The organism is Micromonospora sp. WMMD975, assembly GCF_029581215.1.
Classification (GTDB): Bacteria; Actinomycetota; Actinomycetes; order Mycobacteriales; family Micromonosporaceae; genus Micromonospora.
The window spans coordinates 530,577-554,866 of sequence record NZ_CP120739.1 but is presented as its reverse complement, the minus strand read 5'-3'; the positions used below and the strand labels follow the sequence as shown (position 1 = coordinate 554,866).

Genomic DNA, 24,290 nt, shown 5'->3' with positions numbered 1-24,290 from the left:
CGACGGAGATGAGCGGGGTGCTGGAACTACGCCAGGTGCACCGCATGCACGGCGCCGGCGAGGCCGCGGTGCACGCGCTGCGTGGCGTGAGCCTCACCGTGACGGCCGGCGAGCTGGTGGCGGTGATGGGGCCCTCCGGTTCCGGCAAGTCGACGCTGCTGGCCCTGGCCGGCGGGCTGGACCGGCCGACCGGCGGCGAGGTGCTGGTCGAGGGTGAGGCGTTGGGCGGGCTGCCGGCCCGCGAGCTGGCCCGGTTGCGCCGCCGCCGCATCGGCTACGTCTTCCAGGACCTCAACCTGCTCGGCAGCCTGACCGCCGTGGAGAACGTGGCGCTGCCCCTGGAGTTGGACGGCGCCGGGGTGCGGGCGGCCCGCCGGCTTGCGCTCGCCGCGTTGCGTGAGGTGGACGTCGCCGGCCAGGCCGACCGTTTCCCCGACCAGATGTCCGGCGGCCAGCAGCAGCGGGTGGCGATCGCCCGGGCCCTGGTCGGCGAGCGCCGGCTGGTCCTCGCCGACGAGCCGACCGGTGCGCTCGACTCGCAGGCCGGCGAGGCGGTGCTGCACCTGCTGCGCCGCCGGGTGGACGACGGGGCCGCCGGGGTGCTTGTCACCCACGAGGCCCGGCACGCCGGCTGGGCGGACCGGGTGGTCTTCCTGCGCGACGGCGTGCTTGTCGACTCGACCGCCCCGCTGATCGGCATCGAGCACCTGCTCAGCGGCAGCGACCGGTGATCTCGGGCCGGCTCGCCGGGGCCCGCGGGTCGTGGCGTACCGCGCTGCGGATCGCCCGCCGGGAGGCCCGCCGGTCCCGGCGGCGCACCCTGCTGGTGCTGGTGATGATCGCGCTGCCGGTGCTCGGGCTCAGCTTCGCCGCCGTGAGCTACGACATGGCCGACCTGACCCGGGCGGAGCGGCTCGACCGCCGGCTCGGCGCGGCCGACGCGGAGCTGCAATGGACCAACCTGACCCCGGTGACGCAGGACGCGTGGGGCGAGAACTCCTGGCCGACCGAGGGCGACCCGACGCCCCGGACCCGCCCGGTCGCCGCCGACGAACTGCGGGCACTTCTGCCCGCCGGCAGTCACGTCACCCGGATCCGGTGGTGGATGCCGTTCGAGACCCGGATCGGCCGCCGGACGGTGTCGATGGAGGCGCGCGCCCTCGACCTGACCGACCGGCTCGCCCGGCCGCTGGCCACGGTGCGCGAGGGTCGGGTGCCGGTCCGCCCGGACGAGATCGCGGTCAGTCCGGCCGCGCTACGTCGACTGGACACCCGCCTCGGGGCGCCGGTCCGCACCACCGACGGCACGCCGTACCGGGTGGTCGGGGTGCTTGAATTTCCGGACTACCTGGGCGAGGTGGTGACGTTCGCCGGCGTCGCGCCGGACAGTCCGTCCACCTACGACAGTTGGCTTGTGGACGTGCCGGGAACGGTGGATGCGGCGCTCGCCGACCGCCTGAACGCGCAGGGCATCCAGGTGTCCGCCCGGCACCCGCTGCCCGGCCGGCAGGGTGTCGCCGACGGCATGACGATGCCGGGCGTCGAGGAGACCGGGGTCTCGGTGCTGGTCGGCGGGTTGGGCCTGCTGGAGGTGGTGCTGCTTGTCGGCCCGGCCTTCGCGGTCGGCGTCCGCCGCCGGCGGCGGGACCTCGCGCTCGTCGCGGTGGCCGGCGGGGACGCCGCCCACCTGCGCCGGATCGTGCTCGCCGACGGGGTGGTGCTCGGCGCGGGCGGGGCCGCGCTCGGGCTGCTGCTCGGCGTCGGGACCGCGTTCGCCGGCCGGCCGCTCGTCGAGCAGTACCTGCTGCACCAGCGCCTCGGCGCGTACCGCGTCTTTCCCGCCGCGCTGGCCGCGATCGCCGCGGTCGCGGTGCTGGCGGGGGTGTTGGCCGCGCTCGCGCCGGCCTGGACCGCGGCCCGGCAGGACGTGGTGGCCGGCCTGGCCGGCCGGCGCGAGGCGACCCCGCCGCGCCCCCGCTGGCTGTTGCTCGGGGCGCTGCTCACCGTCGCCGGCACCGCCCTGGCCGCGTTCGCCGCCACCCTGTCCTCGCCGACCGGGGTGCTGGCCGGCGTCGTCCTCGGCGAGTTGGGCCTGGTCTTCTGCACTCCGACCCTTGTCGGGATGCTCGCCCGGGCCGGCCGCCTGCTGCCGCTGACGCCCCGGCTCGCGCTGCGCGACGCCAGCCGCAACCGGTCGTCGGCCGCGCCGGCCATCTCGGCCGTGATGGCGGCGGTCGCCGGCAGCGTCGCGCTCGGCGTCTACCTGGCCAGCGACGACGCCCGGGACCGGGCGCTCTGGCAACCCGGCCTGCCGCCGGGACACGTGCTGCTCCAGCTCAACGACCGCGAGGCCGGCCCGCCGCCACCGGCGGCCGGCACGGTCACCGAACGGGTCCGTGCGGTGCTGCCGGACGCCACCGTGACGGCCATCGCCACACCCGAGTGCGCCCGGCCGGCGGGAGTCGACGACTACTGCGTCGCGCTGGCGGTTCGCCCGCCCGCGGAGCGCTGCCCGTACGGGCCGTTCGAGTCCGGGCCGTCCTCGGCCCGCGACGATCCACGCTGTGTCCGACCGGACCGGGAGCCGAACGACGTCTTCGTGCCGGTCCTGGTGGACGACGGCGCCGCGCTGCCCGCGCTCACCGACGCCCCGGCCGACGAGGTGGCGGCGGCGCGCCGGACGCTGGCCGCGGGCGGCGTCGTGGTCACCGACCCGCGGCAGGTGGAGAACGGACGGGTCCGGGTGGAGGTGAACCACGACGCCGGCACCCCGACGACGGCCCGCCTGCTGCCCGGGTACGCGCTGCGCGGCGGCCTCCCGGTGGACCGGCTCGTGCTCTCCCCCGCCGCCGCGGAGGCGCTCGGCCTGGTCGCCGTGCCGGTCGGGTATCTGGTGGACACCACCGGCCCACCCACCGACGGGCAACGCGAGCGCCTGACCGACGAGCTGTCCGACCTCGCGCCGATGTTCCTGCAGGTGTCGACCGCCGACCCGCCGTCCAACAAGCGTTCGCTGCTGCTCCTGCTGGCCGGCGCCTCCGGGGTGATCACGCTGGGGGCCGCCGCGGTCGCCACCGGCCTGGCCGCCGCCGAGGGCCGCCGGGACCTGTCCACGCTCGCGGCGGTCGGCGCCGATCCCCGGGTACGCCGGTTGCTGTCGCTCTGCCAGGCCGGCGTGATCGCGGTGCTCGGCTCGGCGCTCGGCATCCTGGCCGGGCTCGGCTCGGCAGTCGTGATCCTGGCCGCGATCAACAGGCGGTACGCGGACTCCTGGCCGGTGCAGCCCCCGTACCCGGTGACGGTGCCCGGTCTCACCATGGCCGTGCTGGTGCTGGTGCCGCTGATGGCGATGCTCGGCGCGGCCCTGATCACCCGCTCCCGCCTGCCCGTCGAGCGCCGCCTCGACTGACAGGCCGACCGGATTCCGGGGGTGACGGGGCCCGGCGGGAGCGGCACACTGGGCGGGTGTCCGCTCTGGTATCCCTCACCCGCCGCCTCGGTCACCAGCAGTGGTTCGCCACCACCATGCGCGTGCTCGTCCCCGCCGACCGGCTGATCGGCCGGATGACGAAGGGGCGGGTGGTCGCGTTCGGCCTGGTGCCCACGCTTGTGCTCACCTCCACCGGCCGCCGCTCCGGCAAGCCCCGCAGCAATCCCCTGCTCTACGTCCCCGACGGCGACGCCTACGTGGTGATCGGCTCGAACTGGGGGCAGCGGCACCACCCGTCGTGGACGTTCAACCTGCTGGCCCAGCCGGCCGCCGAGGTGGACGTCAGGGGGCGCCGGATCCCGGTGCGCGCCGAGCAGGTCGTCGGCGCGGACCGCGACCGCCTGTTCGACCGCCTGGTGCAGGAGTGGCCGGCCTACCGCACGTACGTCCAACGGGCCGCCGGCCGTGAGATCAAGGTCTTCCGCCTGACCCCGACCCCCTGATCCCGCGGAGGGGGTGGGGAGGGTCAGCCGAGGGCGCCGCCGACGCCGATCAGGGCGCCGATCAGGTATGTCGCGCCGGCGGCCAGCGCGCCGAGCAGCAACTGCCGCAGGCCGCTCGTCAACCAGGACCGGTAGGTGAAGCGGGCCACGACCGCCCCGGCGACGAAGAGTCCCACCCCGCCGACGCCGAGCGCCAGCCACAGGCTGGTGAAGCCGAGCAGGTAGGACATCAGTGGCACCAGGGCGCCGATCGAGAAGCAGACGAACGACGAGATCGCCGCCGCCCAGGGGCTGGGCTGGTCGTCCGGGTCGACGCCCAACTCCTCCCGGACGTGGACGCGCAGCGCCTCCTCCGGGTTGCGCCGGACCGCCTCGGCGACCTGGGTGGCCAGGTCGCGGGGCAGGCCGCGGGCGACCCAGGCGTCGGCCAGCTCGCGGGCCTCCGCCTCCGGGTGCCGTTCCAGCTCGCGCCGCTCCTTGGCGACCTCGGCGGCGACCTGCTCGTTTGCCGAGCGGACGCTCGTGTACTCGCCCAGGCCCATCGAGATGGCGCCGGCCACCAGGCCGGCCGTGCCGGTCAGCACGATGCTGTGCGGGGACACCCCGCCGCCGCCGACGCCGGCGATCAGGGCGATGTTGGTGACCAGCCCGTCCATCGCGCCGAAGACCGCCGGCCGCAGCCAGCCGCCGGACACGTCCGCGTGGTGCGCTTCGCGCAGCGCCGCCGGGGTCTCGGTCACGGCAGGGTCAGGATCTCGTAGCCACCGTCGGTCACGACGATGGTGTGCTCGAACTGCGCCGTCCACTTCCGGTCCTTGGTGACCACGGTCCAGCCGTCGTCCCACATGTCGTACTGGTGGGTGCCGATGGTGATCATCGGCTCGATGGTGAACGTCATGCCGGGTTCCATCACGTCGGTGGGGCGCGGGCTGTCGTAGTGCGGCACGTAGAGGCCGCTGTGGAACGCCTCCCCGATGCCGTGGCCGGTGAAGTCGCGGACCACGCCGTAGCCGAACCGCTTGGCGTACGACTCGATCACCCGGCCGATGACGTTGATCTGCCGGCCGGGGGCGACCGCCTTGATGCCGCGCATCATCGCCGTGTGGGTCCGCTCGACGAGCAACCGCGCCTCCTCGCCCACCTCGCCCACGCAGAAGGTGGCGTCCGTGTCGCCGTGCACCCCGTCGAGGTACGCGGTGACATCGACGTTGATGATGTCGCCGTCGCGCAGCTCGGTCGAGTCCGGGATGCCGTGGCAGATCACCTCGTTGACGCTGGTGCAGCAGGACTTGGGGAAGCCCCGGTAGCCGAGCGTCGACGGGTAGGCGCCGTGGTCGCAGAGGAACTCGTGCACCACCCGGTCGATCTCGTCGGTGGTCACCCCCGGTTTGCAGTGCTCGCCGGCCAGCTGGGTGGCCCGGGCCGCGAGCCGGCCGGCCACCCGCATCTTCTCGATCGTCTCCGGGGTCTGCACGTGCGAGCCACGCCACTCCTGCGGGCGCTTCTTGCCCACGTACTCCGGGCGCGGAATGTGGGCGGGGACCGCCCGCCACGGGGAGAGCGTGCCTGGGGTCAGCGGCGCACGGACGGTCATGCCGCAAGCCTATCGCCGGACCCCGCGGTGACCCCCGCCACGGCCCTCCCAGGCAGGTTGTTGCCGGGGCGCAAGCACTGTGCCATTGTTGCTGCGTGGATCAAGGGGGCGCACCGCCCGTCTTCTCGGTGACGGCGGAGGGCGACGGGGACCGGCTTCGCGTCCTGGTGACCGGCGAGGTCGACATGGCGACCGCCGACACCATGTTCCAGACCGCGCTGCGCGAGCCCGCCAACCAGCTCACGCTCGACCTGCGGGCAGTCACGTTCTTCGACTCGGCCGCCATCCACGCGGTGGTCCGGCTCTCCCAGCGGTTCCCGGCCGCGCTCACCGTGCTGCCGTCCCGGCAGGTCCGACGGGTGCTGGAGATCTCCGGCCTGGGCGAGCAGGGCTGGCTCGCCGACAGCTAGCCGGTAGGAATCGGGCTCAGACGCCGAGGCCGGCTGCGGCTCGCATGCCACCCAAAGGTATAGGCCGAGCTATAGTTGGCCTATGCCTCACGGCCCCGCCCGTCGTTTGGGCGATCAGAACCACAGGCGACGTGCGCGACTGGTTGCGTTCGCTTCGTCAGACCGATCCGGCGACCTACCGGTCGGTCAACGTAGCGATCGACATGCTCGCGGAGACCGGTCCGGGCCTGGGGCGTCCGTTGGTGGACACGCTCAGGGGGTCGAGCATCGGAAATCTCAAGGAGCTGCGACCGAGATCTGGGCGGGACGTCGCCATTCGGGTTCTGTTCGTCTTTGATCCCTGGTCGCAGGCGGTGCTGTTGGTGGCTGGCAACAAGGCTGGCGACTGGTCTCGATGGTACGAGGAAACGATCCCGGTCGCCGAGGTCGCGTACGAGGGCTGGCTCGCCTTTGAGAGGAAGCGGAGGGAGGGCTGATGAGCGACTTCCATGATTGGGACGACATCCGTGCCGAGTTGCACGACGGGGACGACGACGCGCTCGATGTGGAGCGCGCCCGCACCGAGGCGTGGGTCAGCGCGTTCCACCTGGCCGAGGAGCGTAAGCGTCTCGGGCTCACCCAGCGGGAGGTTGCCGCATTGATGGGGGTCACGCCCGGCCGGGTCAGCCAGATCGAGAACGGCGACTTGGAGGCCAACGAGGTTGCGACCCTGGGCCGGTACGCGCGAGCGCTGGGCGCCCGCATGCGGATCATCTTTGACTACGGCAGCGATCTACGTCAGATCGCCTGATCCTTCCCGTTCGCGTGGGGACACGTCGTGGACTACCCGTCCGTCAACCGGCGGCGCAGGGTCAACTCGGTGCCGTCGGAAGTGCGGGTCACGCTCATCTCCCCGAGCGCCTGGATCAGCGCCAGCCCACGGCCACGGAACGCCGACCCGCTCGACTCCCGCCACCGGCCGCTGTCCCGGACCGTGGCGGTCACCACGCGGTCGGCGATGGTGACCTCGACGTCGATGACCGGATCGACCGGGTCGACCGGGTGCTCGATCGCGTTCGCCGCGGCCTCGGAGACCGCCACCGTGAGGTCGAACAGGTCGGTCTCGCCGACCTCGTGGGCGACGAGGAAGTCCTCCAGCCGCTTGCGCAGCATGCTGAGTCGGGTCGGGTCGGCCGGCAGCCGCAACGCGAAGCGGTTCAGCTCGGCCGCCTCCAGCGCGAGCACCGCCACGTCGTCGTGCCGGGGCCGCCCGGCGACCCGTTCCACCACCGCGTCCACCAGGTCGGCGACGTGCGCGCCGCGTGCGGTCGCGTCGACCCGCAACTGGTCGAGCCCGACGTCGATGCCACCCTCCCGGTCCTCGATCAGGCCGTCGGTGTAGAGCAGCAGCCGGCCGCCGGGGGCGAGTTCGCCGTCGACGGTCGGGTAGGTGACGCCGGGGATCGCCCCGATCGGCGGCCCGAGGGCCCGATCGTGCAGGAAGGCCACGTCCTCTCCTCGGATCAGCAGGGGCGACGGATGACCCGCGCTGGCGTACCGGAGCTCGCCGTCGCGTGGGCAGAAGCGGAGGCAGACCACGGTGGCGAAGGAGCCGCCGCCGGTGGAGTGGACCAGCCGGTTGAGCCGGGTCAGCGCCTCCCCCGGGTCGTAGCCCTCCAGGACGTACGCCCGCAGCGCGTTGCGGAGCTGCCCCATCGCGGCGGCGGCCCGCACGCCCTTGCCGACCACGTCGCCGATGACAAGCACCAGGTCGTCCTCGGGGGTGCCCATCACGTCGTACCAGTCGCCGCCGACCTCGACCTCGGCGCTGCCCGGCAGGTAGCGGCTGGCCACCACCGCGCCGGGCAACTGCGGCAGGGTACGCGGCAGCAGGCTGTGCTGGAGCGTGGTGGCGATCCGGTGCTCGGCCTCGTAGAGCTGGGCGTTCTCCAGCCGTACCCCGACCAGCCGGGCCAGCTCGGTGAGCGCCGTGCCCTCGGCGCCGCCGCCCTCGCGACGCCACACCCGCAACTCGCCGAGCCGCTCACCGGTGGTGCCGGTGAGCGGCAGCACCACGGACGGCTCGGCGGGCAGGTCCTCGCCGGTGTCCTCCTCGTGCCGGGCGCCGGTGGCGACGACGAGCACCCGGCCCGCCTCGGCCAGGCCGAGCGCGTGCCGCGCGGCCACCCGCACCACCTCGGCGGTGGAGCGGGCGGTGTTGACCGCCACCGCGGCGTCGGCGAGTGACCGCAGCCGGCGGACGATCTGCCCGCGGAGCTGGCCCAGTTCCACGTTGGCCCGGACCCGGGCGATCAGTTCCTGGCTGGAGAACGGCTTGGTGAGGTAGTCGTCCGCGCCGGCCGAGAGACCGGCGACCTCCTCCGCGGCGCCGGCCCGGGCGGAGAGCAGCACGATCGGCACGCCCCGGGTGAGCGGGTTGGCGCGCAGCGCGGCGACCAGCCCGAAGCCGTCCATCCGGGGCATCATCACGTCGGTCAGCACCAGGTCGAACGGGGTGTCCACGGCCAGCCGCAGCGCCTCCACGCCGTCCGGCACGGCCACCACCTGGTACGCCGGGGAGAGCAGCCGGCTGACGTGCTCGCGCAGGTCGGGGTTGTCGTCGGCGACCAGGATCCGGCCGGCGCCCCCGGACGTGCCGGACGGCGCGGGCAGCCCGGTGGGCCGGGCCACCTCGTCGGTCCAGAGCGCCGTCTCGGCGACGTGGAGCCGGGCCTGCTCCGGCTCGCCCAGCGGCGCCGTGGCGAGCGCGGACACCCGGTCGGCGGGCAGGTGCGCATAGCCGAACGGCACCGTCACGGTGAACGTGGTGCCGCCCTCGACGACGCTGCGCGCGGTCACCGTGCCGCCGTGCATCTCGACCAGCTCCCGCACCAGCGCGAGCCCGATCCCGGTGCCCTCGTGGGTGCGGGAACGGGCGCCGGCGACCCGGTGGAACCGTTCGAAGACCTGCGGCAGTTCCTCCGGCGCGATGCCGACCCCGGTGTCGGTCACCTCCAGCACGGCGGCCCCGTCGGCGGCGCGTACCCGGACCCGGATCTCGCCGTCGAAGGTGAACTTCACCGCGTTCGACACCAGGTTGAGGACGATCTTCTCCCACATGTCCCGGTCGACGTAGACCGGCGCGGGCAGCGGCGGGCAGTCGACCACCAGGCGCAGCCCGGCCCGGTCGGTGGCCGAACGGAACGTGCTCGCCAGCCGCGCGGTGTAGTCGGCCAGGTCGGTGGGCTGGTAGCGGGCGGCCAGCCGGCCGGACTCCAGCCGGGAGAAGTCGAGCACGGTGTTGACCAGCTTGAGCAGGCGCAGCCCGTTGCGGTGCATGACGGTCAGCCGCTCGATGTAGCGGTCGGGCAGCTCGCGGTCGGCGAGCATGTCCTCCAGCGGACCGAGGACGAGCGTGAGCGGGGTGCGGAACTCGTGGCTGACGTTGGCGAAGAAGTTGGTCTTGGCGCGGTCCAGCGCGGCCAGCTCGGCGGCGCGGGCGCGTTCCTGGTCGTACGCCCACTGCTTGCCCACGGCGCGGGAGACCTGCGCGGCGACCAGGTCGACGAAGTCCCGGTAGTCGTCGCCGAACGGCAGTCGGCGGGACACCCCGAGCAGGAGCGCGCCGGCCGGCTCGTGGGTGGCGGTCAGCGGCAGCAGCAGCGCCTGGTCGGCGGCGTCCGGCGGCACCGCGCCGGGCAGCTCGGCGGTGGCGATCCAGCGCGGCGCGGTCAGCGGCTCGTCGACGGGCGGGCCGGGCCAGCCGGCGACCACGGCCGGGTCGACGCCGGAGCAGCCGGCCAGCGCCGGGGCGTCGTCGGCGTCGACGAGCCACATCGCGCTGAACGGCACGTCGGCGCGGTGCGCGTCGAGCACCCGGGCCACCGCCCGGCCCAGTTCGAGCGTGCTCGGCACGTCGCCCAGCTCGTTGCCCAGCTCGGCCAGGGTCCGCAGCCGGCGCTCGCCGAGCACCCGGCCGGTGGTCTCGTTGACGAAGCAGAAGATCCCGTTGACGGTGCCGTCGGCCTCGCGGATCGGGTCGTACGAGACGTCGAAGTAGACGTCCTCCAGGAAGCCGTGGCGGTTGAGCACGAACGGGTGGTTCTCGCCGCGGTAGGGCACGCCGGAGCCGCGTACGCCGTCCAGCAGCGGGCCGAGGACGTCCCAGGTCTCCGGCCAGTGCAGCCGGGCGGACTGCCCGATGACGGCCGGGTGCTTCGCACCGATGGTGGGCCGGTAGGCGTCGTTGTAGAAGGCCAGGTGCTCCTCGCCCCAGAACACCACCATCTGGGCGCGGGACGCCAGCATGGTGCTCAACGCGTGGCAGAGCGCGGCGGGCCAGTTGTCAGGAGTGCCGAGGCGGGTGGCGGACCAGTCGAAACCGCGCAGCAGCCCGCCCATCTCGCCGCCGGCGGCGAACGCGGCGGTCAGCAACGGTGGGAGTGCCTCGCCGGCCACCGGGGATGAACCGAAATCCCCGCCACCCTGGGCCGAGCCCATGCAGCCTCCCGCTCCGGCCAAGTTCACGACGGCCGGCGCGTCCACGCCGACCGTCCCCGCCTACTACCCCGACGGAGGAGCAACGTAACGCACACGAGCCGACGGGCGCTGGTTACCTCCGGCTCATCCTGTCGTAACCGGCGGGCGGGGGCGAGCCGGGCCGGGCCGCAGGTCGGCCGACTGTGACATGGCCGACATCACGGCCCGGCCGCCGGCTCACAGCGGCGTCACGTACGCGCCGGTGATGCCGCCGTCGACGACGAACTGCGCGGCGGTCATGAACGAGGCGTCGTCGCTCGCGAGGAACGCCACCGCGGCGGCGATCTCGGTCGGGTCGCCGAACCGGCCCATCGGCACGTGCACCAGCCGGCGGGCGGCCCGCTCCGGGTCCTCGGCGAACAGCTCCAGCAGCAGCGGGGTGGCGACCGGGCCGGGGCAGAGCGCGTTGACCCGGATGCCTTCGCGGGCGAACTGCACGCCCAGCTCCCGGGTCATCGCCAGCACCCCGCCCTTGCTCGCCGTGTACGCGATCTGCGACGTGGCCGCGCCCATCAGCGCCACGAACGACGCGGTGTTGATGATCGAGCCCTTGCCCTGCCGCCGCATGTGCGGGATGACGTGCTTGCAGCACAGGTAGACGCTCGTGGTGTTGACCCGCAGCACCCGCTCCCAGGCGTCCAGCCCGGTCTCCAGGATCGAGTCGTCGTCCGGCGGGGAGATGCCGGCGTTGTGGAACGACACGTCCACCCGGCCGTGCCGGTCCACCACGCCGTCGAAGAGGTCACGGACCGCCGTCTCGTCGGCCACGTCGGCGGCGACGAACTCCCCGCCCACCTCCTGCGCCGCCCGGGTGCCGGCGTCGGCGTCGATGTCCACGCAGACCACCCGCGCCCCCTCGGCGGCGAAGCGCCGCACGGTGGCCAGCCCGATGCCGCTGCCCGCGCCGGTCACCACGGCCACCCGGTCCTGAAGCCGTCCCTGCACTGTGATCACTCCTCGGTGCCGATGAACACGTTCTTGACGTCGGTGAAGGCGTGCAGCGCGTCCGGACCCAACTCCCGGCCGAGGCCGGAGCGTTTCATCCCGCCGAACGGGGTCCAGTAGCGCACCGAGGAGTGCGAGTTGACGCTGAGGTTGCCCGCCTCGACCGCCCGGGCCACCCGGACCGCCCGGCCCACGTCCCGGGTCCAGATCGAGCCGGAGAGCCCGTACTCGGTGTCGTTCGCCAGCCGGATCGCGTCCGCCTCGTCGTCGAACGGGAGCACCGAGACGACCGGGCCGAAGATCTCCTCCCGCCAGTGCCGGTCCGCCGGCGATTCGGCGAGCAGCACCGTCGGGGCGTACCAGAAGCCGGGGCCGTCGGGCCGGGAGCCGGTGTACGCGACGGGCGCGCCGTCGACGTACCCGGCGACCCGGTCCCGGTGCGCGGCGGAGATCAGCGGGCCCATCTCGGCGGTCTCCCGGGCCGGGTCCTCCACCCGGAACGCCCGCACCGCCGGTTCGAGCAGTTCCAGGAAGCGGTCGTGCACCTGGCGCTGGACCAGGATCCGGGAGCGGGCGCAGCAGTCCTGGCCGGCGTTGTCGAAGACCGCGGACGGCGCGGTGGCCGCCGCCTTTTCCAGGTCGGCGTCGGCGAAGACGACGTTCGCCGACTTGCCGCCCAACTCCAGCGTCACCCGTTTCACCTGCCCGGCGGCGCCGGCCATGATCCGGGTGCCGACCTCGGTGGAGCCGGTGAAGCAGATCTTGCGGACCGCCGGGTGGGTGACGAACCGCTCGCCGACCACGCTGCCCGGCCCGGGCAGCACGGTGAACACGCCCTCCGGCAGCCCGGCGTCCCGGGCCAGCTCGGCCAGGCGCAGCGCGGTGAGCGGGGTCAGCTCGGCCGGTTTGAGCACCACCGTGTTGCCGGCGGCGAGCGCCGGGGCGAGGCCCCAGCCGGCGATCGGCATCGGGAAGTTCCACGGCACGATCACGCCGACCACGCCAAGCGGCTCGTGGAACGTGACGTCGAGCCCGCCGGGCACCGGGATCTGCTGCCCGGTCAGCCGCTCCGGCGCGCCCGCGTAGTAGTCGAGCACGTCCCGGACGTTGCCGGCCTCCCAGCGCGCGTTGCCGATGGTGTGGCCGGCGTTGCGCACCTCCAGCAGCGCCAGCTCCTCCCGGTGCGCGTCCACCTCGGCCGCGAACCGCCGCAGCAGGCGGGCCCGGTCGCCCGGCGCCACCGCCCGCCACCGCTGGAACGCGGCGGCGGCCCGCCCGATCGTTGCGTCCACGTCCGCCACCGACGCGGACGGCACCTCCCCCAGCGACTCCCCGCTGACCGGCGAGATCACCTCACCCACGCGCTTCCCCTCCCACCGCCGGTTGGACAGCTCAGAGCCGCTCGAAGCCCCGGACCAACTCCCAGTCGGTGACCGCGGCGTCGAAGGCGGACAGCTCGACCTTCGCGTTGTTGGCGTAGTGCGCCACCACCTCGTCCCCGAACGCCTCCGGGGCGACCGTCGAGCCCTGCCACAGGTCGAGCGCGTCGCGCAGGGTCGCCGGAACGCGCTCGGCGGCCGGGTCGTCGTACGCGTTGCCGGTGCACTCGTCCGGCAGCTCCAACTCGTGTTCGATGCCGTGCACCGCGCCGGCCACCAGCGCGGCGATGGCCAGGTACGGGTTGACGTCCGCGCCGGGCACCCGGTTCTCCACCCGCATCCCCTGCCCGTGCCCGACCAGCCGCAGCGCGCAGGTGCGGTTGTCGGTGCCCCAGCGCAGCGCGGTCGGCGCGAACGAGCCCGGCTGGTAGCGCTTGTAGGAGTTGATGTTCGGCGCGAACATCAGGCTGAACTCGCGCATCGTGGCGAGCAGCCCGGCCAGCACCCGCTGCCCGGTCACGCTCAGGTGCGCCGGCCCGTCGCCGAGCATCGCCGACTCCCCGGCGGCGTCGCGCAGCGAGAAGTGGATGTGGCAGGAGTTGCCCTCCCGCGCGTTCGGCTTCGCCATGAACGTGATCGCCATGCCCTCCTGGGCGGCGATCTCCTTCGCCCCGTTCTTGTAGATCACGTGGTGGTCGGCGCAGGCCACCGCCTCGTCGTAGCGGAAGGCGATCTCGTGCTGGCCGAGGTTGCACTCGCCCTTCGCGCTCTCCGGCGTCAGCCCGGCGCCGGCCATCTCGGTGCGGATGCGGCGCAGCAGCGGCTCCACCCGGGCGGTGCCGAGCAGCGAGTAGTCGACGTTGTACTGGTTGGCCGGCGTCAGGTCGCGGTAGCCGCGCCGCCACGCCTCCTCGTACGAGTCGCGGTAGAGCACGAACTCCAGCTCGGTGCCGGCGTACGCGGTCAGCCCGTGCGCGGCCAGCCGGTCGAGCTGCCGGCGCAGGATCTGCCGGGGCGAGGCGACCACCGGGCCGGAGCCGTCCAGCCACTCCAGGTCGGCCAGCACCATCGCGGAGCCGGGCTGCCACGGCGTCCGGCGCAGCGTGTCCAGGTCGGGGCGCATGGCGAAGTCGCCGTAGCCGCGTTCCCAGCTCGACATCGCGTACCCGTCGACGGTGTTCATGTCCACGTCCACGGCGAGCAGGTAGTTGCAGCCCTCGCTGCCGTTGGCCACCACCTGGTCGAGGAAGAACGGCGCGTGGATCCGTTTGCCCTGGAGGCGGCCCTGCATGTCGGTGAGGGCGAGCACCACCGTGTCGATCTCGCCCTCGGCGACGGCGACCCGCAACTGCTCCAGCGAGAACGGCGTTCTACTCATCAGGGGCCTCCATGACCAAGGTCTACTGGCAAACCGGATCACCGTCAATGCCCCGGTGGGACCGGGGGTGAAACTCCAGGAGGACACATGCGTGGTCGGATCGTCGCGGCCGTCGTCGCCGTCCTCGCGCTCGGGCTGAGCGCCACCGACGCCCGCGCCGACCGGCAGCCCACCGCCGCCCCGGACCACCCGGCCGCCGCGCCGCAACCGCAGCCGGACCTGGTCGACCTGCGCCCGGCCGGCTTCGCCCGGCACACCGCCCGACCGCCGACGGTCGGCTACGACCTGACCGACCCGCAAGTGGTCGCCACCGGGCTGGAGGTGCCGTGGGGGCTGGACTTCCTGCCCGACGGCAGCGCCCTGGTCGCCCAGCGGGACCGGGGCACCATCCTGCGCGTACGCCGGGGCCGGCCGACCCGGCAGGTGGCCCGCCTCGCCGACGTGGTCGCCGGCGGCGAGGCGGGCCTGCTCGGGCTCGCGGTCTCCCCCACCTACCGCCGCGACGCGCTGGTGTACGCCGCCTACACGACCGCCACCGACATCCGTGTCGTCCGGTTCCGGCTGGCCGCGACGCCCGTCCCGCAGGTGCTGCTCAGCGGCATCCCCCGGGCCACCTTCCACGACGGCGGGCGGATCGCGTTCGGCCCCGACGGGCTGCTCTACGTCGGCGTCGGCGACGCCGGGGTGAGCGCCCGCGCCCAGGACCTGACCAGCCGCAACGGCAAGATCCTGCGGATCCGGCCGGACGGCGGGACGCCCGCCGACAACCCGTTCCCCGGCTCCCCGGTCTACAGCTACGGCCACCGCAACGTGCAGGGCCTCGCCTGGGACCGGCACGGCCGGCTGTTCGCCACCGAGTTCGGGCAGAACACCTGGGACGAGGTGAACCGGATCGTGCCCGGCGGCAACTACGGCTGGCCGATCGTCGAGGGCGTCGCCGGCGACCCACGCTTCCGCGACCCGGTCGTCGTGTGGACGCCCGCGCAGGCGTCACCGAGCGGCGCCGCGTTCGCCCGGGGCACGCTCTACGTGGCCGCGCTGCGCGGCACCCGGCTCTGGACGGTGCCGGTGGACGCCACCGGCGCGGTCGGCGTACCGGTGGCGGAGCTGGTCGGGACGTACGGCCGCCTGCGTACCGTCGAGGTCGCCCCGGACGGCGCGCTCTGGGTGACCACGAGCAACCGCGAGCCGCGCGGCGTCCCGCCGGCGGCCGACGACGACCGCATCCTCCGCTTCCCGCTCACCCACCGCCAGCCCCCACCCTGACCCCTGGGGTACGCGGAACGCCGCCGGCCGGCGTCAGCCACGCGCCCGCGCCCAGGCGAGGAAGCGGTGGTGCAGATCCGGCACGTGGCCCGGATTCAGCCGGGCGAGGTGCTCCGCCGCCTCGGCCATCAGGGTGCCCAGGTGGAGCAGCAGCGCCGTGCGGTCGCCCCGGTACTCGACGAGCAGCAACAGTCGCGCCGGCTGGCACGGCCACTCCGCGGCGCCGACCCGGAAACCGAGTCGCAGGGTGATCATGAAGTTGACGGCTGTTTAAAGATCAACAATCGCCGTCAACTTCATGATCAACGCAGAAGGCCGGAGGTCAGGAGGTCAGGAAGGGGCGTCGGAAGAGGACTCCTCAATGGTGCGGCGGGGGCCGGTGAACCACTTGCGGGCCGAGGCGTACCACCAGATGGCGACGCCGAGCAGCACGCCGCCGATCGCCAGCGGCGCGTAGTTGACCGCCGTCCAACTGAAGTCGGCGTTGCCGGGCACGCCGGCCGGGACGATCGGCAGCACGAAGTAGACCGCGATGATCGCGATCTCCACCACCGCGATCCAGCCGAGCAGCCGGTAGCGGCGGCCGAGCGTCCACGGGCCCGGGACGAACCGGTCGCCCATCCGCAGCCGCAGGAAGATCGGGATGATGAAGGACAGGTAGAGCCCGATCACCGCCACCGACACCACCGCGTAGAACGCGACCGGGATGCCACCGCGCTGGTAGAGCGCGGGCAGCGTGAGCAGCAGCCCGGCCAGCGTGGCGCCGATGATGGCGTTGACCGGCGTACCGTTGCGGTTGACCTTGGACCAGAGTCGCCAGCCGGGCACCGCCCGGTCCCGGCTGAACGCGTACGCCATCCGCGACATCGAGGTCACGCAGCTCATCCCGCAGAAGAACTGCCCGATGGTGGAGATGATGATGACCGTCTTGAAGAAGAACGGGGTCAGCGCCGTCTCGAAGATCGCCCCGGAGAAGCCGCCGGCATCGTTGATCGCGTCCACGTCGGTGGCGGCGAACAGGAACGCGAGCAGCAGAATCCAGCCGCCCACGGCGGAATAGAAGATCGACCGCCACAGCCCCTGCGCGGCGGCCTTGGACGCGCCCCGGGTCTCCTCGGAGACGTGCGCGCAGGCGTCGAAGCCGGTGATCGTGTACTGCGTCAGCAGGAACCCCAGCGGCAGCACGTAGAACCAGAACGTCAGCCCGCCGGTGTCACCGTCGCCGAAGCCGGAGTTGTTGAACCGCTCGGTGAACACGAAGCGGAAACTCTGGTGGTCGTCCGGGACCAGGACCAGGATCAGCACCACCACGGCCGCGCCGGCCACGTGCCACCAGACCGAGACGTTCTGGAGTACGTCGATGACGTGGTGCCCGTAGATGTTGATCAGGCCGTGCAGGGCGAGGATCACCACGAACAGCCCGAACGTCTGGTGCCCGGTGCCGGCCCAGCCGTCGAAGAGCGCCGACAACGTCAGGTTGAGGAACGTGGCGCAGCCGTAGTCGACCGACGCGGTCACCGCGACCAACCCGATCAGGTTGAGCCACCCGGTGAACCAGCCGTGCACCGGCCGCCCCATCGTCGCCGCCCACCAGTAGATCCCGCCGGCGGTCGGGTAGGCGGACACCAACTCGGCCAGGCAGAACCCGATGATCAGGATGAACATCGAGATCAGCGGCCAGCCCCAGGACACGGCGACCGGGCCGCCGTTGTTCCACGCCTGGCCGAACGTGGTGAAGCAGCCGGCCAGGATCGAGATGATGGAGAACGAGATGGCGAAGTTGGAGAAGCCGCTCCACTTGCGGCGCAGCTCCTGCCGGTAGCCGAGTTCGGCGAGTCGTCGGGCGTCGTCGTCCATCGGCTGTTCGGCGGTCGGCGCGGGCGTCGTGGCCACTGCACACCTCCTCGAGGGTGGGTCCCCGTACGAGTGCTCGCAGTTTGCGCCCAGCCGATCAAGACGGTCAATACCGCCCGGGTTAAATGCGTTGTCGGGCCGGGCGGTCGGGGGCATCCTTGGAGGCGTGACCAGGCCCGACCCGACGGGCCGGCACCGGGCGCTCGGCAACGCCCGGTCCGCGGCGACGCGCGGCGTCCACCTCTCTCTCACTGATGTACGGCGTTCCGCCGTACCCCCGGACGCCCGCGTCGCCGCACCCTCAGGCCGGGCCGGCCCGCCGGCACCCACCCGAGCGCCGGCACCGCAGCCGTGCCGAGCGCGAGCGCCGGCCGGTCTGTGGCCTCCCCACCGGGGGGAGCCGGGCGCGCGGGGTGCCTCAGGCGAACAGCAGCCCCGCCACCCAGAGCGCGGCGACGACCACGCCGGCCATGAACTCGACGAGCATGGACAGCCCGGCCGCCTTGAGCGCCTGCACGGTCGCCGGCCAGGCCAGCCGGTTGCTGCCCAGTCGCAGCAGCTCCGCGCCCCAGATCCCGGCGACGAAGCCGATCGGCAGCCCGATCACCGGGATGACGAAGAAGCCGATCACGCCGAGCAGCGCGCCGGCCAGCAGCGACCGGGTGGGCACGCCGGTCCGTTTGAGGTTCCGGCCCGGCCAGAGGTACTTGACCACGGTGCCACCGGCGGCGACCACGGTGGCGGCGGCGAGCACCACCCAGCGGCCCGGACCGGCGTCGCCGAACAACGCCCAGACCAGTACCCCGCCCCAGCACAGCGGCAGCGCGGGCAGGCCGGGCACCACCACTCCGGCCAGCCCGGCCAGGATCGCCAGCGCGGCGACCAGTGACACCACCGCCTGCGAATCGCTCAAACTCACGTGTTCTCTCTTTCCCCTGGGGGGTGCTGCGCAACCGAGGTGTTAAGCGGGGGCCCCTCCTATACCGGAGGCGTTAAGCGGGGGCCCCTCCTTAACCCGCAAGGCGGGTGCGGATGGCGTCGGCGAGCATCGGGGCGCCGAACAGGAGGCCCTGGCCGGTGTCGCAGCGCAACGCCCGCAGCCGCTCCGCCTGCGCCTCGGTCTCCACCGCCTCGGCCGTCACCGACAACTCCAGCGCGTGCGCCAACCGGACCAGCGCGTCGACGATCCGCTCGTCGCGGTGGTCGGCGACCGCGTCCGCGCCGTCGTCCCGGATCCCCTCGACGAACGGGCCGGCCAGCTTCACACAGTGGATCGGCAGTCGGCGCAGGTACGCCAGGTTCGAGTAGCCGGTGCCGAAGTCGTCGATGGCCAGCCGCAGCCCGAGGTCGGCGAGTTGGTGCAGGGCGCGCAGCGGCTCGCCCGCGCTGCCCATCACCGCGCTCTCGGTCAGCTCCAACTGGAGCAGCTCGGCCGGGAGCCCGGTGTGCTGCAACGCCTCGGCCACCGTCTCCACGATGGCCGGGTCGTCGGCCTGTCGGGCGGCCAGATTGACGCTCACCACGGGTGTGGTGTCCGGATAGGACCGCCGCCACGACTCGGTGTCCCGGCACGCCTGGCGCAGCACCCAGGCGCCCAGCCGGACGATCAGGCCGGTCTCCTCGGCCAGCCCGATGAACAGGTCCGGCCCGAGCAGCCCCAGCTCCGGGTGCTGCCAGCGGACCAACGCCTCCACCGCCACCATGGTGCCGTCCAACAGCGACACGATCGGCTGGTAGTGCAGCACGAACTCGCCCCGGTCCAGGGCGGCCGGCAGTTTGGCGGCCAACGCGGACCGGGCGATGTCGGCGGCGCTACGCTCCGGGTCGTACACCGCCCACCGGCCCCGGCCCTCCGCCTTGGCCCAGTAGAGGGTGGTGTCGGCGGCCTTCATCAGCTCGCCGGCGTTGGTCTCCGCCGCCGGGCAGTCCACGATGCCGATGCTTGCCGAGACGGCGAGCTGCTGGTCGGCGACCTGCACCGGGGCGGAGACCGCGGCCAACGCCAGCTCGGCCACCTCCACCGCGTCGTCGAGGCCGCCGCCGGAGTCGACGAGGATGACGAACTCGTCGCCGCCCATCCGGGCGACCAGGTGACCGCGCCCGGACACGCAGTCCCGCAACCGCCGGGCGACCACCTGGAGCAGCCGGTCGCCCAGGTCGTGGCCGAGGCTGTCGTTGACCGCCTTGAACCCGTCCAGGTCGATGAAGCAGAGCCCGACGCGCTGTTCCGGCCCGGCCGCGTCGAAGACGTCGCCGAGCTTCTCGAAGAACAGCGTCCGGTTGGGCAGGCCGGTAAGCGGGTCGTGCAGCGCCTGGAAACGCAGCCGCTGCTGGAGCTCGTACCGCTCGGTGATGTCCTCGATCATGGCGACGGTGAAGCGGGGGCGGCCGTCGTCGTACCGGATCAGCGAGACGGCCAGGTCGGTCCAGACCACGCTGCCGTCCTTGCGGTAGTAGCGCTTCTCCACCCGGGCGCTGTCCCGCTTGCCCTCGATCAGCTCCTGGTAGAGCTCCCACATGCCGGCCGCGTCGTCGGCGTAGGCGAGCGCGGACACGTTCATCCGCCGCATCTCCGCGACGGTGTAGCCGAGCATGTCCGCGAAGGCCTGGTTGACCTCGATGATCTGCCCGTCCACGCCGGCGATGCCGATGCCGATGGCGGCGCCGGTGAAGACCGCCCGGAAGCGCGCCTCGCTGTCCCGCAGCGCCTGCTCGACGGTGTCCCGGGCCTGCCAGGCCGAACGGGCGATCCGCTCCTGCTGGCTGAACACCCGGTCGCGCAGCGCCCGGGCGAACCCGGCGGCGAACGCGCCCTGCAACGCCGCGATCCGCTCCCGCAGCTCGGGCACGTCCTCCCGGGCCGGCAGCGCCCAGGGCAGCAGCCGGTCACCGAGCGCCTGCACCGACCAGTCGAGCACGCCGGGCTCGGTGAGGTGCGCCTCCACGAGGGCACGCCCCACCTCCTGGGCCGGTCGGGCGGAGAAGGTGGGTGCGAGCAGCGCGCCGGCCAAGCGCTCGGTGAGCGACACCAGCAGGCGCTCGGTCTCGGCCGCGCTCATCGGCACGAAGCCGATCCGCCGCACCGCCCGGGCCCACTCGGCGGCGTACGCGGCGGCGCCGGGCCGGCTGAAGTCACCCCCGTCAGGCTCCGGGGCGCGCACGTCGGCTCACCCGGCGGCGCGGTCGTGCCGGGCGACGCCGCCGAACGCCCCGAACCGCTCCGGGTGCTCGTCGACGTCGGACGGCGAGTCGGGCCGCCACAGCGGCATGTGCACCACCCCCGGTTCGAGGATCGTCCAGTCGCCGAAGAAGCCGGTGACCTCGGCCCGCGAACGCAGGGTGATCTCGGTGGCGGTCCGCGCCGACAGCCGCTGCGCGTCGAGCATCTCCTGCGGCTGGTCCTCGAAGGTGGAGTGGGAGATGACCAGGTAGCTGCCCTCGGCGGCGACGGACCGCAGGGTGGCCAGGACATCCGCCGGCCGGTCGGCGTCCGGGACGAAGTGCACCACCCCGGCGAGCAGGATGCCCACCGGCCGGTCGAAGTCGATCAATCCGCTGGCCCGCGCCTGGTCCAGGATCAGCTTCGGCTCGCGCAGGTCGGCCAGGATCGCGGTGGCCCGCTCGTTGCCGGCCAGCAACTCGCGGCTGTGCGCCACCGCCACCGGGTCGATGTCGACGTAGACGATCCGGGCCTGCGGGTTCGCGGCCTGGGCGACCTCGTGCACGTTGCCGACGGTGGGGATGCCCGAGCCGATGTCGAGGAACTGGTCGATGCCGGCGTCGAGCAGCACCCGGACGGCCCGGCGCAGGAACTCCCGCCCGGCGCGCATGGTGGCCGCCAGGTTCGGGGTCATCGACGCGATCTGCTCGGCCAACTGCCGGTCGATCTCGAAGTTGTGCGCCCCGCCGAGGAAGTAGTCGTAGACCCGGGCGGCGCTCGGCCGGGTCAGGTCGATCTCGGCGGGAAGTCCGTCCGGCGTCTGCATCGCTCGGTCCCCCAGGTCGTCGCCGCCGTGAGGCGGATCATGTGGTCCAGCCCACTCTATGCGCGCCGGACCGGGTACGGGAGATCCACTTGCGGCGATGTCACAGGCCGACCGTCAGGCGGCCGACTCCAGCAGCAGCGAGATGCCCTGTCCCACGCCGACGCACATGGTGGCGAGCGCCCGTCGCCCGCCCCGGCGGCGCAGCTCAAGCGCGGCGGTCAACGCCAGCCGGGCGCCGCTGGCGCCGAGCGGGTGGCCCAGCGCGATCGCCCCGCCGTTCGGGTTGACGTGCTCGGCGTCCTCCGGCAGGCCCAGCTCCCGCAGCACCGCCACGGACTGCGCGGCGAACGCCTCGTTCAGCTCGACCACGTCGACGTCGGCGAGCGTGAGGTCGTGCCGGTCGAGCAGCTTCCGGGTCGCCGGCACCGGCCCGATCCCCATGATCCGTGGCGGTACGCCCACTGCCGCCGCGCCGCGTACCCGGGCCAGCGGGGTGAGGCCGTAGCGGTCGACGGCGGCCCCGGAGGCGACCAGGAGCGCGACCGCGCCGTCGTTGACCCCGGAGGAGTTGCCGGCGGTCACCGTGCCGCCGTCGCGGAACGGGGTGGGCAGCGCGGCCAGCTTCGCGAGCGTCGTCTCCCGGGGGTGCTCGTCGACCTCGACGAGCTTCGTCTCCCGCTTGCCGGCCGGCACGGTGACGCCGACGATCTCCTCGGCCAGCCGGCCGTCGGCCTGCGCCTTCGCGGTCCGCTGCTGCGAGCGGTACGCGTAGCCGTCCTGCGCCGCCCGGTCCACGCCGAACTCGGCGGCCACGTTCTCCGCCGTCTCCGGCATCGAGTCGATGCCCCAACCGCGCTTCATCAGCGGGTTCACCAGCCGCCAGCCGATGGTCGTGTCGTAGACCTCGGCGGTGCGGGCGAACGCCGTGGTCGCCTTCGGCATGACGAACGGCGCCCGGCTCATGCTCTCCACGCCGCCGGCCACGACCAGGTCGGCGTCGCCGGCCACGATCGCGCGGGCGGCGGAGGCGAGCGCGTCCAGGCCGGAGCCGCAGAGCCGGTTGACGGTGCTGCCCGGCACCTCCTCCGGCAGCCCGCCCAGCAGGGCGGCCATCCGGGCCACGTTGCGGTTGTCCTCGCCGGCCTGGTTGGCGCAACCCAGGATCACGTCGTCGGTGCGAGCCCAGTCGACCGACGGGTGCCGCGTCACCAGCTCGCGGACGACGTGCGCGGCGAGGTCGTCGGGGCGGACCCCGGCGAGGGCGCCGGCGTACCTGCCGAACGGGGTACGGACTCCGGCAACGAGGTAGGCCACGGTCATCGCGGGCACGTCCTTCGGGGGTGGGAAGGGGTCGGTCGGCGGTCGCCCACCGGGTCACGCCGGGCGCCACGGCGCCAGGATATCCGCGCCCGGAGCGGATAGGTTGGCGGCATGGTCGGGGCCCAGTTCAGCGCAGAGACAAGCGGCGGCGGTTCGTTCGTCCGCCAGCCCAACCGCTTCACCGGTCGGGTCACCCCGCACTCCACCTCACCTGAGGGCGGCGGCCCGGACGAGCAGGGCCGCTGGCCGTTGGAGGCTGGCCGCTACCGGCTGATCTGGTGCCGGGCCTGCCCGTGGGCGCACCGGGCGCGGATCGTGCGCGGCCTGCTCGGCCTGGACGAGGTGATCTCGCTGGGCACGGTGGACCCGATCCGGGACGAGCGGGGCTGGCGGTTCGCGCTCGACCCGGACGGCTTCGACCCGGTGCTGGGCGTCGGCTTCCTCTCCGAGGCGTACCTCGCCACCGACCCGGACTACACCGGCCGGGTGACCGTGCCGGCGCTCGTCGACACGCTCACCGGCCGGGTGGTCACCAACGACTACCCGCAGCTCACGCTCGACCTCTCCACCGAGTGGCGGCGGTTCCACGCCCCGGACGCGCCGGACCTCTACCCGGTGGCGCTGCGCCCGGAGATGGACGCGCTGATGGCGGAGATCCACACCGACGTCAACAACGGCGTCTACCGGTGCGGCTTCGCCACCTCCCAGGAGGCGTACGACGAGGCGTACACCGCGCTCTTCGCCCGGCTGGACGCGTTGTCCGAGCGCCTCGCCGGGCGGCGCTACCTGATGGGGGACGCGATCACCGAGGCGGACGTGCGCCTGTTCACCACGCTTGTCCGCTTCGACGTGGCCTACCACGGCCACTTCAAGTGCAACCGGCAGAAGCTGACCGAGATGCCGGTGCTGTGGGCGTACGCCCGGGACCTGTTCCAGACCCCGGGCTTCGGCGAGACGGTGGACTTCGACCACATCAAGCGGCACTACTACGCCACCCACGACATGATCAACCCGACCCGGATCGTGCCGCTCGGTCCGGACCTGGCCGGTTGGACCACGCCGCACGGGCGTGACTGACCGGGCCGCGCGCCGGGCCGCCGCCCTCGGCGCGGCCGGCTGCGTGGTCGCCGGGGCGGTCGCGGTGACGGTCGCCGTCGTCGCCGGTCCGGGTCCCGGCCCGACCGGGTACGTCAGCGAGGCCGGGGTCACCGACAGCGGGTACGCCGGGGCGTACCGGATCGGGATCTTCACGCTGGCGGCGGCGCTGCTGCTGCTCGCCGGGGCGCTGCCCCCGGCGGCGCGGACGGCGTCCGTGCTGCTCGGCGGCGGCGCGGTCGCCACGGCGCTCTCCGGCACGGTGACGTGCAGCGCCGGCTGCCCGCTGCCACCGTTCGAGGCCGCCACGGTGGCCGACCTGGTGCACGGCGGGGCGAGCATCGCGGCGACCGCCGCCGTGGTGTTCGCGATGCTGGCGCTGGTGTGCCGCCCCGCGGTGGGCGTGGCGCTGCGGCGGGTCGCCGCGATCGGCGCGGCGCTGGCGTTGCCGCTGTCCGGCGCGGTCGGGCTGGCCATGCTGCTCGTCGGCCGGGGCGCGCTCGTGGGTGTGCTGGAGCGCGTGCTGCTCACCGCAACCGCCGCGTGGGCGCTGGCCACCGCCGTGGTGCTGGTAAGGCGGGGGCCCCGCTTAACGCCTGGGCGATAGGCGGG

The 24,290-nt window shown here is 73.5% G+C and carries 21 protein-coding genes; 9 read left to right on the top strand and 12 right to left on the bottom strand.

Translation table 11 applies throughout. The features are described from left to right. Positions 1-8 precede the first annotated feature (8 nt). From O7613_RS02545 to O7613_RS02535, 3 genes are read left to right on the top strand one after another with little or no spacing between them, the layout of a single operon-like run. A complete protein-coding gene (locus O7613_RS02545) occupies positions 9-731 on the top strand; it encodes an ABC transporter ATP-binding protein (protein ID WP_281584395.1) in 723 nt (240 codons plus the stop codon). Next, positions 728-3,409 carry an ABC transporter permease gene (locus O7613_RS02540; protein ID WP_282291850.1) on the top strand — a complete coding sequence of 894 codons (2,682 nt, stop codon included), beginning with the start codon at positions 728-730 and terminating at the stop codon, positions 3,407-3,409. Before O7613_RS02545 ends, O7613_RS02540 begins: the two co-directional genes overlap by 4 nt. Positions 3,410-3,465: 56 nt before the next feature. Then, positions 3,466-3,933, top strand: coding sequence for a nitroreductase family deazaflavin-dependent oxidoreductase (locus tag O7613_RS02535; RefSeq protein WP_281584397.1), 468 nt, complete (start codon positions 3,466-3,468; stop codon positions 3,931-3,933). A 23-nt stretch (positions 3,934-3,956) separates the two neighbouring features. Here the strand turns inward: O7613_RS02535 and O7613_RS02530 are convergent, their stop codons facing one another. Both O7613_RS02530 and map read right to left on the bottom strand, forming a co-directional pair. Further along, complete coding sequence (locus O7613_RS02530; protein WP_282291848.1) at positions 3,957-4,673, bottom strand: VIT1/CCC1 transporter family protein; 717 nt, start codon at positions 4,671-4,673, stop codon at positions 3,957-3,959. Continuing rightward, positions 4,670-5,527, bottom strand: a complete 858-nt coding sequence (gene map, locus O7613_RS02525) for a type I methionyl aminopeptidase (RefSeq protein WP_281584399.1) — start codon at positions 5,525-5,527, stop codon at positions 4,670-4,672. The genes O7613_RS02530 and map overlap by 4 nt, the downstream gene beginning before the upstream one ends. Positions 5,528-5,622: 95 nt before the next feature. Here map and O7613_RS02520 point away from each other — a divergent pair, with 95 nt between their 5' ends. The 3 genes from O7613_RS02520 to O7613_RS02510 all read left to right on the top strand — a co-directional run bounded on the left by O7613_RS02520 (position 5,623) and on the right by O7613_RS02510 (position 6,727). After that, the gene (locus O7613_RS02520; RefSeq protein WP_281584400.1) at positions 5,623-5,937 is read left to right on the top strand and encodes an STAS domain-containing protein; all 315 of its coding nucleotides are present in this window, start codon (positions 5,623-5,625) and stop codon (positions 5,935-5,937) included. A 131-nt stretch (positions 5,938-6,068) separates the two neighbouring features. Further along, positions 6,069-6,413 carry a type II toxin-antitoxin system RelE/ParE family toxin gene (locus O7613_RS02515; RefSeq protein WP_282291846.1) on the top strand — a complete coding sequence of 115 codons (345 nt, stop codon included), beginning with the start codon at positions 6,069-6,071 and terminating at the stop codon, positions 6,411-6,413. Then, positions 6,413-6,727 (top strand): helix-turn-helix transcriptional regulator, encoded by a 315-nt coding sequence (locus O7613_RS02510; protein WP_281584402.1) that lies wholly within the window; start codon positions 6,413-6,415, stop codon positions 6,725-6,727. The genes O7613_RS02515 and O7613_RS02510 overlap by 1 nt, the downstream gene beginning before the upstream one ends. A 32-nt stretch (positions 6,728-6,759) precedes the next feature. Here the strand turns inward: O7613_RS02510 and O7613_RS02505 are convergent, their stop codons facing one another. The 4 genes from O7613_RS02505 to O7613_RS02490 form a co-directional block, all read right to left on the bottom strand. After that, positions 6,760-10,416: a SpoIIE family protein phosphatase gene (locus O7613_RS02505; protein WP_282291844.1), complete on the bottom strand. Its 3,657-nt coding sequence runs from the start codon at positions 10,414-10,416 to the stop codon at positions 6,760-6,762. A gap of 216 nt (positions 10,417-10,632) precedes the next feature. Then, positions 10,633-11,400 (bottom strand): 3-oxoacyl-ACP reductase, encoded by a 768-nt coding sequence (locus O7613_RS02500; protein ID WP_281584404.1) that lies wholly within the window; start codon positions 11,398-11,400, stop codon positions 10,633-10,635. 5 nt (positions 11,401-11,405) lie between these two features. Further along, positions 11,406-12,761 (bottom strand): aldehyde dehydrogenase family protein, encoded by a 1,356-nt coding sequence (locus tag O7613_RS02495; RefSeq protein ID WP_282291843.1) that lies wholly within the window; start codon positions 12,759-12,761, stop codon positions 11,406-11,408. 31 nt (positions 12,762-12,792) lie between these two features. After that, positions 12,793-14,157 carry a glutamine synthetase family protein gene (locus tag O7613_RS02490; protein WP_282291842.1) on the bottom strand — a complete coding sequence of 455 codons (1,365 nt, stop codon included), beginning with the start codon at positions 14,155-14,157 and terminating at the stop codon, positions 12,793-12,795. Positions 14,158-14,244: 87 nt separating this feature from the next. Between O7613_RS02490 and O7613_RS02485 the strand changes: the two genes are divergently transcribed. Then, the gene (locus O7613_RS02485) at positions 14,245-15,423 is read left to right on the top strand and encodes a PQQ-dependent sugar dehydrogenase (RefSeq protein ID WP_282291840.1); all 1,179 of its coding nucleotides are present in this window, start codon (positions 14,245-14,247) and stop codon (positions 15,421-15,423) included. Between the two features lie 33 nt (positions 15,424-15,456). Here the strand turns inward: O7613_RS02485 and O7613_RS02480 are convergent, their stop codons facing one another. The 6 genes from O7613_RS02480 to pcaF all read right to left on the bottom strand — a co-directional run bounded on the left by O7613_RS02480 (position 15,457) and on the right by pcaF (position 22,583). Then, positions 15,457-15,678: a flavin reductase gene (locus tag O7613_RS02480; RefSeq protein ID WP_282291838.1), complete on the bottom strand. Its 222-nt coding sequence runs from the start codon at positions 15,676-15,678 to the stop codon at positions 15,457-15,459. Positions 15,679-15,753: 75 nt separating this feature from the next. Continuing rightward, positions 15,754-17,316 (bottom strand): amino acid permease, encoded by a 1,563-nt coding sequence (locus O7613_RS02475; protein ID WP_282291837.1) that lies wholly within the window; start codon positions 17,314-17,316, stop codon positions 15,754-15,756. Between the two features lie 379 nt (positions 17,317-17,695). Next, a complete protein-coding gene (locus tag O7613_RS02470; protein ID WP_282291835.1) occupies positions 17,696-18,196 on the bottom strand; it encodes a DUF456 domain-containing protein in 501 nt (166 codons plus the stop codon). A 91-nt stretch (positions 18,197-18,287) separates the two neighbouring features. Beyond that, positions 18,288-20,438: an EAL domain-containing protein gene (locus O7613_RS02465; RefSeq protein WP_282291833.1), complete on the bottom strand. Its 2,151-nt coding sequence runs from the start codon at positions 20,436-20,438 to the stop codon at positions 18,288-18,290. A gap of 6 nt (positions 20,439-20,444) precedes the next feature. Beyond that, positions 20,445-21,263, bottom strand: a complete 819-nt coding sequence (locus tag O7613_RS02460) for an SAM-dependent methyltransferase (protein ID WP_281584413.1) — start codon at positions 21,261-21,263, stop codon at positions 20,445-20,447. Positions 21,264-21,377: 114 nt separating this feature from the next. After that, positions 21,378-22,583: a 3-oxoadipyl-CoA thiolase gene (pcaF, locus tag O7613_RS02455; RefSeq protein WP_281584414.1), complete on the bottom strand. Its 1,206-nt coding sequence runs from the start codon at positions 22,581-22,583 to the stop codon at positions 21,378-21,380. Between the two features lie 111 nt (positions 22,584-22,694). On the opposite strand from pcaF, the gene O7613_RS02450 reads away from it, so the two are divergent. Both O7613_RS02450 and O7613_RS02445 read left to right on the top strand, forming a co-directional pair. Continuing rightward, entirely contained in the window at positions 22,695-23,660 is a 966-nt protein-coding gene (locus O7613_RS02450) for a glutathione S-transferase C-terminal domain-containing protein (RefSeq protein WP_282291831.1), read from the top strand. Then, positions 23,653-24,285, top strand: coding sequence for a DUF998 domain-containing protein (locus O7613_RS02445; RefSeq protein WP_282291830.1), 633 nt, complete (start codon positions 23,653-23,655; stop codon positions 24,283-24,285). The genes O7613_RS02450 and O7613_RS02445 overlap by 8 nt, the downstream gene beginning before the upstream one ends. The last annotated feature ends 5 nt before the right edge of the window (positions 24,286-24,290 follow it).